The 13,437-nt window shown below is 35.6% G+C and carries 5 protein-coding genes; 4 read left to right on the plus strand and 1 reads right to left on the minus strand.

From position 1 onward, the window contains the following. Window positions 1-441: 441 nt before the first annotated feature. The 3 genes from HHU12_RS19665 (at window position 442) to HHU12_RS19675 (ending at window position 8,231) form a co-directional block, all read left to right on the plus strand. Window positions 442-4,551 (plus strand): hybrid sensor histidine kinase/response regulator transcription factor, encoded by a 4,110-nt coding sequence (locus tag HHU12_RS19665; protein ID WP_169658446.1) that lies wholly within the window; start codon window positions 442-444, stop codon window positions 4,549-4,551. Window positions 4,552-4,863: 312 nt separating this feature from the next. Continuing rightward, window positions 4,864-6,732, plus strand: coding sequence for a right-handed parallel beta-helix repeat-containing protein (locus tag HHU12_RS19670; protein WP_169658447.1), 1,869 nt, complete (start codon window positions 4,864-4,866; stop codon window positions 6,730-6,732). A gap of 2 nt (window positions 6,733-6,734) precedes the next feature. After that, window positions 6,735-8,231 carry a sulfatase family protein gene (locus tag HHU12_RS19675; protein ID WP_169658448.1) on the plus strand — a complete coding sequence of 499 codons (1,497 nt, stop codon included), beginning with the start codon at window positions 6,735-6,737 and terminating at the stop codon, window positions 8,229-8,231. A gap of 290 nt (window positions 8,232-8,521) precedes the next feature. Here HHU12_RS19675 and HHU12_RS19680 read toward each other — a convergent pair whose 3' ends face one another. After that, window positions 8,522-9,514 carry a hypothetical protein gene (locus tag HHU12_RS19680; protein ID WP_169658449.1) on the minus strand — a complete coding sequence of 331 codons (993 nt, stop codon included), beginning with the start codon at window positions 9,512-9,514 and terminating at the stop codon, window positions 8,522-8,524. 419 nt (window positions 9,515-9,933) lie between these two features. On the opposite strand from HHU12_RS19680, the gene HHU12_RS19685 reads away from it, so the two are divergent. After that, complete coding sequence (locus tag HHU12_RS19685) at window positions 9,934-12,795, plus strand: T9SS type A sorting domain-containing protein (RefSeq protein WP_169658450.1); 2,862 nt, start codon at window positions 9,934-9,936, stop codon at window positions 12,793-12,795. Window positions 12,796-13,437 lie beyond the last annotated feature (642 nt).

The raw sequence follows: 13,437 nt of genomic DNA on the forward strand, positions 1-13,437 counted from the left end.
GAAAGGAGAGAGTATACTTGAGGCTTTTATAACGCTTGCTTCGTTGAAAATTCCTATTGCTGAGTAGTTACGAGCATTCTTCTTTTAATTTTTTAGAGATAAGTACTGTGACAGAAGAAAAGGGATGATTTTAGTTTAATATTTTTTATTCTAATCAAGGCAGATTTGCAGAGCATAGCCTTAGTTACGCGATAAAAATCTAACGAAGAGTAGGATAAAAAAGATAAGATAAAATGTACCTTTACTTTTGTCACAGTACTTAAGTACATGGAAAAAAGAAAAGGGATAATTTTAGGTTGTTATTTTTTATTCTAATCGAGGCAGATTTGCAAAGCATAGCCGAAGCTATGTGATAAAAATCTAACGAAGAGTAGGATAAAAAAGACAAGATAAAATAGCCGTTTACTTTATTCCAGGTACTGATAATCCACTTACTTGTTGATGAAAAGAATTATTACACAAATTGTATTACTATTGGGATGTCTACTTCCGGTAGTATGTAGTGCACAAGATGAATATTTTGAAAGAGGAATTCTAAATGCCTATGCAATGCCGCAAGGGCTCTCACATTATGGTGTAACTTCACTTTTAGAGGATCAAAATGGTCTGCTGTGGGTGGGTACATTTGATGGGTTGAACACTTATGATGGCTTTGAGTTTAAAACCTTTAGAAATGTTGAAGGGTTGAATTCCAATAGAATACGTTCCCTGTATAGAGATGAGAAAAATACGATTTGGGTAGGTACAGATCATGGTTTGAGCAGTTATGATTATACAACACAGCGCTTCCGAAACATTTATCTTTCCCAAACCAAAAAAGGGGTAAAAATAGGGCCTATTGTCCGTCAAGTGACAAAATTCAAGCAGTATATACTTTGTACTACTGAGGAAGAAGGACTCCTGTTTTTTGATCCTAATACCAACAAGCTCAAAAACTCAATCACTTTAAGCGAAAATGTGATTGCTTACAAAGCAGAAGTCTTAGATAAGAATAATCTGTTATTGGCGACTTCAAGAGGAATCTATAAAGTGAATTACCCCAACAGGACGAAGACAAGAGTTGAAGGAGCTAAAATTGATAAGTATCTTGATATTGCGAAATATGATGACCACCGTTTTTATTGCATAGCGAATAATGGTATTGTAATACTGGATTATAAAGAAGGAAAATTTAAGTTGAAACCAGTTTTATCAAATCAGAAATTCCAATCCATTCATATTGATTCCGCAAAAAATATATGGTTAGGTCACAAAGAATTGGGAATTTATAAAACCTCAAAAGAAGAACTAGATAGAATAGGGAAAAAAGGGGTATTGGAAAAAGAAGTTTATCCAATTTACAGGGTGAGCACTATGACTTCTAACCCCAATGGGAATTTTTGGGTGGGTTCCTTTCGTAAAGGATTATATCATTTGCCCACAAAAAAATACAATTTCAAATACACCAATTTAAAGACCAATAATGAACCAGGGGAATGGTCTAATCACGTGCTCCGTATTCAGAAGGTAACCGATACTAATGTTTTTATCAATGTGCATTTTAGAGGAATTCTGAATTTCAATACGGCAACAAATAGTTTGGAACCTTTACCTCCACATATTAAAAATCTAGAGGGGAATCCCAATACGTTGTTCTTGATTGATCATAAAGGAGGACAGTTTATAAAAAAGCAAGGAGCGAGAACAAAAGTGTCCTATTTCAGCAAAAAAATGAATAAATGGGTGCCATTGGTCAGTAAACTGAAGCCAGAGTTTTCGGATGTGAAAATGAAAAATTTAATACTGGATAAGTTTGGGTACCATTGGGTGGCATGTGCTGAGGGGTTATACCGACTGAAATTATCAGATACTGGAATCATTGAAGATATTCAGTTGATGGACGTCTATAAAGGCTTTTTAAGTAAGGAAATAAAAGATATCAGGTATGTGTATGAAGACCCCAAGTATAATTTTATTTGGGTGGGAACGAGAAGAGATGGCTTGATTAGGATCAATAATATGCCTAAGAGGAGCTTGAACAAAATGCGTAAAGTACAATTTGTACATAACCCTGAAAACAAGTACTCTATCTCTAGTAATTATGTTTCTACCATCCTTAGATTGGACAGTGGAGAATTGTGGCTTGGTACTGAACAGGGAGGCATTTGCTTGGTTGAAAATTCTCAATTGGCCTGTGTTTTCAAGTCTTATCAGGAGAAAGATGGACTGGACAACAATATTGTAAAAAGTATTCTACCGGATAAGCAAAATAGGCTTTGGATCACAACGAATAAGGGTTTGAATGCTTTTGATCTTACTACACATCAGTTTAGAAATTATTCCATAGGAGATGGAGTGCCTATTTCACCATTTGAGCCTTCAGCAGCTATTATGAAAGATGATCAACTGATTTTTTCAGGAGGAAATGGCTTGTTGTATTTTGATCCAAAACAAATTCATGATGAAGATGAAATGCCGAATTTGTTATTAGGGGATTTCAGGTTATTCAATACCAAAATCAATGTATTGGATACATTAGGTGATCATGTGATTTTATCAAAATCTCTAAATGAAACAGAGAAAATTGATTTGAATTACGATCAAAATGTGTTCTCTTTTGAAATCATATCTTTGCATTATTCTAATAAAAAAGGAAACCTAATTCGCTACAGGATGTTGCCTCAGGAAGAAGAGTGGGTAACTGCTGCTTCTGAAATGAAACTAGCGAGTTTTAATGGGTTACCTCCTGGGAAATACACGTTTGAAGTAGCCGTTTCTAACTCTAAAAAGGAATGGTCACCTTCAAAATTTATTGAAATCACAATCCATCCACCCGTATGGAAAACCCCTTTGGCTTACCTGATTTATATTCTATTAGTCGCATTGATTTTATTTGTTGTGATCCGTTTTCTATTAAGAATGAACAGAATAGAACATGATCTTCAAATAGAACAAATGGATAAAGAACGTATTGATGAACTGAATAAGACAAGGACCAGAATGTTCATGAATATTGCCCATGAGTTTAGAACGCCATTGACATTAATTTCAGGTCCTTTACAAGTACTGATTAAAATATTTGAGTCTAATAATGATGCCTATAAGCATTTAAGCCTTATTGAGAGTCAATCGAAGAAGATGTTTCAACTAGTGAATCAGGTGCAGGATTTCCAGAAGGCCGAACAGAGTTTATTGAAGCTGAAGATCACTTCTTTTGATTTTACAGCATTAGTTTCTGAAGTCAAGAAAGGGTTTGATCAAATGGCAGAACACACTGAAAGGAAGTTTGAAGTGAAGGGAGATGCAAATCAATTATTTGTATTGGCTGACCGTCAGAAACTGGAAATTGTATTGAATAACCTTCTGAATAATGCATTTAAATTTACCAAAACAGGCGACAAAATTACTTTAAGCTATGGAGTAGAGAATGATCAACTGTTCTTTACTGTTCATGACACCGGTGCAGGAATTAAATCCAAAGATTTACCTTATGTATTTGAGCGATATTATCAATCTGAAGATGTAAATACAGCCACTGTAGGGTCAGGAATTGGTTTGGCTTTTTCTAAGAGAATTGTGGAGTTGCATTATGGAACAATCAACGTGGAGAGTAAAGCTAAAGAAGCGACTACATTTAAGGTAGTTTTACCTGTTGAAATTAGCTTGAAAGATACTTTCAATGAAGAACGCTTGCAGGAAATTCTAACGTTGGAAACCGATGATGAGAAGCAGAGAACTTTACCGAAGGGAATTGAATTACCGGAAAGTCTGAAGGATGAAACGTTGAAAGAGTTAAATGTGTATTACGTTGAAGATAATAAAGACTTGAGAGATTTTGTGCATTCCTCTTTATCAGAATACTTCAACGTCACTTCATTTACCAACGGACTCCAATGCAAAGAAGCAGTAGAGAATGAGTGGCCTGATTTAATTATCAGTGATATTCTAATGCCGGAATTAAACGGCTTGGAACTTTGCAAAGGCATAAAAGCCGATATCAGAACAAGTCATATTCCTGTAATTTTATTGACTTCAAGATCTTCCGTTGATGATCAAGTGTCTGGCTTTGAAAGTGGTGCAGATGCTTATATCAGTAAGCCTTTTGACTTAAAACACCTAATTGCGACAGCACAAATGTTATTGAAAAACCGTCGTCAGTTGAGGGAACGTTTCAGAATTGATTTTCCTGTGGAGGTAGAAAAGAAAAATAATAATAAGAGCGAAAGGGTGTTTATGGAAAAGCTGTATGCTTTGATGGAAAAACACTTGGACGATGAGGAATTGGACATTAATATTTTCATTAAGGAATTGCATTTAAACCGTACGCATTTCTATCAGAAAGTAAAGTCCATCACGAATTATACACCTTATGAATTGCTGAAACTTTACCGCCTGAAAAAAGCTGCTGAGATGCTGGTGAATGAAAAGCTCACTGTTTCTGAAGTTTATCTTAGAACAGGTTTCAAAAGTAGAACGCATTTTAGTAGAATGTTCAAAGAACACTATGGCATCACGCCAGGAAAATACGGAAAGGAACATCATACTGAAGGGGAGAAAGCGGTTGTGAATTAAGAAAGTAGCATCAAAAAAGAGGTGGTCTTTGTTGTAAGAGGTAGAACTTACAAAATGGACCACCTCAACTTTTTCCTTAAATTATACCCCTTAATTTTACTTATTATTCGTAATCGATACCTGTTGAAAATCAGTAATTTGTATGCTTTGATACACTCAATTTACTACCACAGACTGTTGTTTTTATAGTTTATATCACATTTGTAATGTGAAAGAATTATTACCGGCTTCAACACTCTTCAATCTTTAGGAGTAAAGTGTTGCAGTCAATTAAATTATGGAGACTACTATAAAACAAAACAGGTTTTAATAATGAAGAAATTAATAGTGATTCTTGCTCTTCTTGTTTCTGTGTATGGATTCAGCGTGAACTCAGGACAGACAATCAAGGTGGGCAATACAAAGGATATAACGGAAGATGCCACACCTTATGTATTAAAGCAACTAAAGGAAAATAAGGGTGCTAAAACCATAGAGTTTGAAAAGGGAACGTATCATTTTTACCCTGATAAGGGACTGAATAAATTTGTATACCTTTCGAATCATAAAGATGTATTTGTAAGCTTGGCTTTTCCGGTGGAGAATTACAAAGATTTTACGATTGACGGTCAGGGATCTACTTTCATATTTCATGGTAAAATGATACCTTTTTTAGTGGATGATTCTGAGAATATTACAATTAAGAATGTGAAAATCGACTGGGCTATGTCCTTCCATAGTGAAGGTGAGATTATCGCTCATCATAAAGAAGAACATGCTTTTGATGTCCGTTTTGGAGAGGAGTACCCTTATGATATTAGAAATGAGCAAATCTATTTTATCAAAGAATACTACGAGCACGATTTAGGTCAGACGATTTTATACGATAAAGAAAGACGTGCGATCTCTTATAATAACAAGAAAACAAGCCCGATTTCTACGTATCAGAAATCTACTACACAGTACGGTACGGACCAAATAAAATACAAATACAAAGTGGATAAAGCCGATTTGACTTTACGTAAAGTTGGGACAGAAAGCCGTTTGAAAGTGAATGAAGTTGAACCGGGTGTTGTGAGGTTTTTCAATCATAAAAAAGGGTTGCCACCGATCGGGAATATTTTATCTACAAAAGGACAGCAAGGAGAAAACCGTGTGGCTCCTGGAATAAGAGTGAGCAATTCCAAGTCATTCTTTTTAGAGAATGTAACCATACATCATGCCGGAGGAATGGGTTTATTGGTTGAAAACTCTGAAGATATTTTTATTGATAAATTGACGATTTCACCGTCAGGAGATAGAATGGTGTCTACTACTGCCGATGCGACCCACTTTGTAGGATGTAGAGGACAAATCAAAATGACGAATTCCCTTTTGGAAAATCAATTGGATGACTGTATTAATATTCATGGGGCTTATCAGGAAGTGGTAGAGCAATTGGCTGACAATAAGTTAGGAATAAGAATGGGGCATCATCAACAAGAAGGTTTTGTGATTGGCAGAAAAGGTGATACGATTGGTTTTGTGAAAATTGATGAATCTTTTACTCCTTTTCACCAACTGACTATAGCTTCAATAGAAGTCATTAATCAGCGTTATCAGGTCATTACTTTTGAGGAGAAAATTCCTGCAGCAGTAGTTCAAGGTGACTATATCGAAAACCTTTCTGCTTACCCGGAAGTGATATTAACGAACAACAAATTCCAAGGAAATAGAGCCAGAGGCGTATTGTTATCGACACCTAAAAAAGCATTGGTGAAAGACAATTATTTCCACTCAGAGATGGATGCTATTTTCTTACCGGTAGAAAGTTCTAAATGGTATGAATCAGGTGCTCAATCCAATTTGATTATTGAAGGAAACACCTTTGATAATTGCAATTTTGGGGGGACAAGCCGTGGTATCATTCGTTTGGTGACAGATGAGGACAATGAGAGCATTGCTTTCCACAATATTACAATCAGAAATAACACCTTTAAGTTATTTGATAATCTCGTACTTGAAGTGAGCAATACGGATGGATTAGTATTTGAAAACAACAAGATTTTATCTACAAATACCTTCCCGCAATTATACCCTGAAAATCCTGCCTATATCATAAAATCATCGAAGAATGTGGTATTTAAGAACAATGATTTTCAAGGCAAAGCAACAAAAATGATGGAGTGTGACGAAAGTGCTGTTAACGTAGACTTTCAATAAAAATGAAGAAGTTAATAGTTCAGCTATTGGGTATGTGTTGTCTCATATCCAATAGCATCCTAGCACAAGACCGCCCTAATATTCTATTGGTCATGGCGGAAGATATCAGCAACGATTTGGCTTGCTATGGTATGCCGGCGGTAAAAACACCTACTTTTGATCAATTGGCAAAAGAAGGAATCCGCTATACCAACTGCATAGGCAGTAATTCTATTTGTTCACCAAGCAGATCAGCCTTGATGTTGGGTGTGCATCAAAATATTACCAATACGCATAACCACAGAAGTAATAGAAAAGTAGCGTTGGAAGGAGAGTATACGCCAATTACCAAACTCCTTTCAGAAGCCGGTTACACAACAATTGTGGGCAGTAGATTGGTCATGAAAAAAGGAGAAAAGATTGACTGTAATTTCAAACATCAATCTACTGGGAACTATAATGGTACAACTGATTTTGGCCTTTTTGATGCGAAGTCCACAGCTTTAAAAAGTGATGGAAAACCTTTCTTTGCTCAAGTACAATTGAAAGTAACGCACAGAGGAAATTGGTGGAATGACATCAGAGCAAAATCAGCTCATCCTGTCGACCCCGAAAAGGTAGTTTTACCGCCATTTTTAGCAGATACTCCAGAGGTCCGATTAGATTGGGCGACTTATCTTGATCAGATTGAATATGCTGATATGGAAATGAAACTCTTGATGGATCAATTAAAGGAGAATGGAGCAGCTGAAAATACGGTCATCATTTTTATGGGTGATAACGGCAGGGCCAACATCCGAGGAAAAGGATATGTGTATGATTCAGGTTTGAGAATTCCATTAATCATTCATTACCCCAAAGGTTTTAAGAAACCAAAAGTAGACGATCAGTTGTGTACGTTCACTGATATTTCAGCCACTATTCTGGATCTAGCCCATATCACTTTACCGGATTATTGTACTGGTTCGTCGCTTTTTGATAAAGAAGAAAGAGCATATGTGTATTCAGCCAGAGATATTTGGGATGAGGTGAAAGACCGCTCAAGAGCCATCACCACCAAACGTTTCAAATACATAAAAAACTATATGGCAGAGGTACCTTATGATGCCCATCAAGCCTATTTGGAATACAACCGGCCAGCTGTTCATGTGATGCGACGTTTAAATGCTGAAGGAAGATTGAATGACGCACAAGCTTATTTTTTCAATACTCAGAAAGAAGAAGAGGAGTTGTATGATTTGAAAAATGATCCTGATGAATTAGTGAATTTAGCTCAAAATCCAAAGTATAAGAAAGAATTAGAAAAGTTGAGGGGTTATCTGAAAGAGTGGCAGTCAACACATAAAGACAGAGGTTTTGATGAGGTAGAAGCGGAGGTGGCGAAAAGTGTGCCTTTCGTAAAATATTTACAAGAACATCAACCTGCTCGTTGGGCGCAGCTTGAAGAAGGAAAGCTTTTGGATTTGTCAGCAGAGCAAGATGATTTTACAAAAAAATACTATAAAAAGAAGGTGAAATAGAGTGTGTTTTTATGGTGGATTTACATTAAATTTTTCTGAAAAAAACACTTTTAATTCCATCCTAAAAAAATAATGAACAGAGATTCAAATAACGTAGACTTAGGTAAAATAATAAGTAATAATAAGATTTTTCACCCTTGAATTAATAAAGGCATTTCATGATTTGGAATGCCTTTTTTTATATGTACTGTTCACTGAACTACAACAAGAATCATTTTATATCGCGAGTGACGCCTGCAGCCTAACACTACACAAAGGGGGGAAATATTCTAGACAACTCTGAATTGCTGTTACCTTTCAAAAATATATAAATCACCATTAAAGTCAATTTGGTAAAGATGATCATTTGTGATAATAGGGGCATTTGTTCCTAAGCCATAATCCTTAAATACATGTGTCCATTCAATTGTTTTTGTATTCCTATTTATTAATACATTTGCACCATATAAAACTTTTGGGTCTTCTTTTAACTTTGCATATGCCAAAACGGCTAAATGTTGATCATTAAAAGACAAGTTTGAAAAGGATTTAAAAGAAATCACATTGGTTCCTTCTAATTGATCTCGTAAATTATATACATTAATTGTTTTTGTATTTAACTCAATTTCAACGTAAAAAGTATGAAAAATACCTACCAATAACCCTTTATTTTGATCTAATTTTAGGTTTGTAAAATCTAATGAGAAACCATCTTTATTTGTTCCTTCTGGTAAATTAGAAATTTCTTCAAAATTATAATTTATACTTCCAGTTTCAATATCAATCTCTACTAAATTTTTTTTAGATTCTAGCACATAAAGACTACCTTCATAATAACCATATAGAATATTAAAATCTCCCTCTATGTTCCACAACAATTTATAAGACTTATTGCAATAACACTTAATTTGATTTTTAAAATTAATAACAATGTAGTCATCAAGTCTTATAACATTTTGTATTCCAGCATAATGTCTTCCAAAACTATAAATCACACTTAAATCTTCAAGGTTTATTAATTCAAATTCTGATGTGAGATCCCCTACATTAAAATCAAAATAAAAAATTCCTGTTTGAGCATAAAGTGAATCCTGAACAACAGTCTTATTTAAAAATTGATCATCTATATAGGTACCTTCATTGAATCGATATATAACTTTGCTTTTGTACTTTATAAAGTAATCATTATCGCAATTATCAAATACATCATCATTTATTCTTAAGCCTATGTCATCTAAATACAATAAAGTCTCATTACTTACAGTATACATTTTAACATTATGCTTTATTTCTTTTAAAATCATTTTCTAGACAATATTTATCCACCCTTAAACATTTACATGACCACTGATGCAAGAGTTAAGCCGAAGATGTCCGTAGTGTCTCATAATTGTAAGAAGTCTCCTGAGTTCTAAACACAAAAGCATTTGATTTTTCAGAGTAACAGCAAATAGACATTTTTATTTAAAGGATGAAGGTGATTCACAATGGAAAAGATTAAGATCGTTTTATCCCCTTTTTCTTAACCATTTCAACCACCTTTACAAGAATAAGTGTTTGATTGATAAGTTATTGTAATGTGTTTTTAGCGATTGTGATAAGTTTTTGTAAAGCTTCAAAGATTGGAATAGGATAATATTAAGATAAAATTGTGAGCCGTAATTTCATCAAAAGAAATGAAGGGAAATTCCCTGAGTTTCGGTAATACTAATATCCAACAAAAATGACTAGACTTTTTATTATGGTCGCAATGTTATTCATTGCAACACAGACTTTCTCTGCAACAGGGTACGGTTATAATAACAACCGAATTGCCGTAAGTGCAGATGGAAACAATCAAGCGGACCCTAACACATGGGGAGGCACCGTAACCGCTACAGCACCTTCTGCAGACGCAGGAAAAACTTTCACCTATAACTCCAACTGGCAAAGAGGAGATGAAGACGATTGGAGTGCTACTCCCGCTGCTTTGGCAATGTTGGCCAATGCTGGACTAGAAGGCAAACTGGTCCATTACTCTTACAACAACTTCATTGGTTCACCAGCACATACTTCTGCAGTGAATGTGATGAAAGACGGTGTGAATGGAGCATTACAGCGTTTTAAAAATTTCAATGCTTCTGTATTTTATGATGTTTCCGCCAACAATACAGCGGCAATTAATCACTTGGCGGAACAAATCAAGATCTCTACGGCCAGCGACCCTTTGTATTTTGTATCTATGGGACCGACGGAATTTCTTTATCAAGCATTAGCAAAAGTAAAAGCGGACGGTAAAGAAGCATCGATCAATCACCTGTATATTGTTTCTCATAGTAACTATAATGATAATAATATCCGCAGAGCCAATCACAGAAGAATTGAGCATGTTTTACAAGATTTTCCTGTGAAAGAAGGCACTAATTTCCTGCGTATCAAAGATCAAAATCAGTCTTCTAACCTTACGCAGGGATGGAGTACTAATAATATCAATGGCTCTAATGATTATTCTCAATGGACATGGATGAGAGATCATGCTGACGCTAATGTGAATTTCCTTTGGGATAGAATGAATGTGAACAGTCATAGCAAAGCAGATATTTCTGATGCTGGTATGATTTGGTTTTTATTGTATGGTGATCAAAATGGAAATCCAAGTAAATTAAAAACGCAATTTGTAAACGGAATTGTAGAAGGGGAAGCACCTGACAGTGATTACTGCCCAGCTATTGAATCTTTTGAAAAAGATGGACTAATGGTTTTTGAAGCAGAAAGAATTCCATTGAAAGGGGCTTGGAAATTGGGTACAGATGATCAATATGCTTCAGGAGGAAAATACATTTACTATGATGGACCGAACAGTTACAACACACAAAATGCTGTGAATACACTGACGTATAGTTTTAAAATAAACAATCCTGGCACATATACTTTTAAGTGGTTTGTCCGTCAGAATGAGGAAGAAAGAGGAAAAGTAGATGGGCAACAAGGAACGGATTTAAGTAATGATGCATGGGTAAGATTCTTAGGAGATGTTGCCCACGTAGGAGGCACTCAAACATCAGAGTTCTTTAAGTTTTATGGGCGAAGTGATCCCGGTTTTTGGCTTCACGGTGTAGCAGAATTTGATCATAATCATAACTGGGTCAATGTGAAATTCCCATCAGCAGGAACCTATACGATGGAGATCTGTGGACGTTCGCATGGTTATCAGATTGATAAAATAGTGATGGCACAAAGTTCAGCGGCGGCTTTAGGTAACTACACTGAAAAGACAGAAGCTCAATCTCAGAAATATTGGTCAGAAACAGGAACACCTGATCCAAACTGTGGAAGCGGTACAACTCCAACGAATTCAGTAGCTTTTGCCAATTCACCAACTTCTATTATCACTGGAGAAAGTTTTGATGTGACGGTGGCTTATAGCTCCGCATCTCAAAATGATGTGATGGCCATTGTCAACGGACCTGATGGCACATGGCTGGCGAATGCAATACAGACAGTACAAGCAGGATCTGGAAATGTAACCTTGACGGTCAATCAGCCAACAGCATGGGAAGTTGGAGCAAACTATAATTTAAAAATTGCTATCCGTCCTGTAGGTGGTGCTTGGGATACTAATCTTGATGAAAAAGATGTGAAGTTTGAAGTCAAGTCAGCGCTTGAAAATGCTATAAGTTTAGTGAACTGTCCAGCTCCAATTACCACTGGAAATAGCCTTCCGGTAGCGATCAACTATTCATCAGCTACTCAAAATGATGTTTTAGCCATTGTAAGTGACCCAAGTGGTGTTTGGTTAGCGAACGCTATTCAAACAGTGCCTGCTGGAACAGGAACATTAAACTTAACGGTTAATCCTGAAACGGAATGGCCTGCAGGAACAGCTTATCAATTAAAAGTAGCGATCCGTCCCGTAGGTGGAGCTTGGGATTCCAATATCAAAGAAGACAACTGTACTTTTGATGTCCTTCCATCACGCCTTGTGGTGAGTATTCAAAACCAAGGAAGCCTAAGTTATATCAGTGCTTCAAATGAAGAGAAGTTGAATGTGGTTCCATCCGTTGGTGCCAATGAGCAATTTGAAATGATAGAAAATAATGACGGTACAGTCTCTTTCAAAGGCAGTAACGATTTGTATGTCAGCTCTGAAAATGGAAATAAAGAAATGACTTGTACAAGAACGGCAATAGGAGCATGGGAAAAATTCACTTTAGTAGATTTTGGTAATGATGTCTATGGCATCAAAGCTAATAATGACATGTACTTAAGAAACAGCATGTTGTGCACAAGTGAAACAGCATCATTATGGCAACAATTCAAGATCCAATCTGCTACTAGTTCCGCTAGAAAAGTGAGTACTGCTGCTCCACTTTCTACCGAAATAAATGCGAAGTTCTATCCAAACCCTAGTGATGGTTTAGTTCACATCGATTGGGGCAATGCTTCAGAAGCTGGAAGTGTAGAAGTATTCAACCTTCAAGGACAATTGATTTATCAATCTTCAACAAGTTCTATGGTTGATTTAAGCCAAGAAAGAGCGGGTATTTATATTATTCGTTTAGTGGTGGATGGTGTTTCTACAACTGGAAAATTGGTGATTCGATAGCCATAAGATGACCTAGTGACTGGAATGAAGAGTTAGTTAAGAGTTAAGAATTAAGAGTTAAGAAAATGGATCGTGTTATGGTTCGTAAAGTGATCTTTATGATGGATAAGTTGTAGGGATGTTGCACTGCAACGTCCACTGAACCACAACAAGAACCATTTTTTCTTCATTCTTAACTCTTAACTCTTAACTCATCATTCTTCATTAAAAAGTCAGTTTACTTTTGGCCTTGTACTTATCCAAGCATTGTATTTCTACAACGTTTCAATTTGAAAACAAAGCGTTGTGGGGATACGATGCTTTTCTATTTATAACACTACGAACTATTCATTTTTAATTCATAACCCTTCATTATATTATTTTTCTTACCCAAAATGTTAAAAAACGTATGTAGTACGTATATAATTCTTAAATTAGCTGATATTAAGCAACTAAGTACATGAAAAAAAGATAGTCTAAAATAGACTTTTACTTTCTTCCAGATACTTATCTTATTACTGAATACATATTGTGCATTTACTGGACTCAATCTTAAAACTATGAATTATTCAATGACTTAAAAGACAGGTTAATAACGTATTATACACCCTGGAATCTCTGGAAACAGCAAATGTTTTCATGCCTTTTTAAACGTAAACTATG

This window comes from Flammeovirga aprica JL-4 (assembly GCF_012844305.1).
GTDB lineage: Bacteria > Bacteroidota > Bacteroidia > Cytophagales > Flammeovirgaceae > Flammeovirga > Flammeovirga aprica.

Bases quoted from the DNA above. Each gene is read 5' to 3' on its own strand.
- HHU12_RS19665 (WP_169658446.1), top strand. From the start codon at position 442: ATGAAAAGAATTATTACACAAATTGTATTACTATTGGGATGTCTACTT.
- HHU12_RS19670 (WP_169658447.1), top strand. From the start codon at position 4,864: ATGAAGAAATTAATAGTGATTCTTGCTCTTCTTGTTTCTGTGTATGGA.
- HHU12_RS19675 (WP_169658448.1), top strand. From the start codon at position 6,735: ATGAAGAAGTTAATAGTTCAGCTATTGGGTATGTGTTGTCTCATATCC.
- HHU12_RS19680 (WP_169658449.1), bottom strand. From the start codon at position 9,514: ATGATTTTAAAAGAAATAAAGCATAATGTTAAAATGTATACTGTAAGT.
- HHU12_RS19685 (WP_169658450.1), top strand. From the start codon at position 9,934: ATGACTAGACTTTTTATTATGGTCGCAATGTTATTCATTGCAACACAG.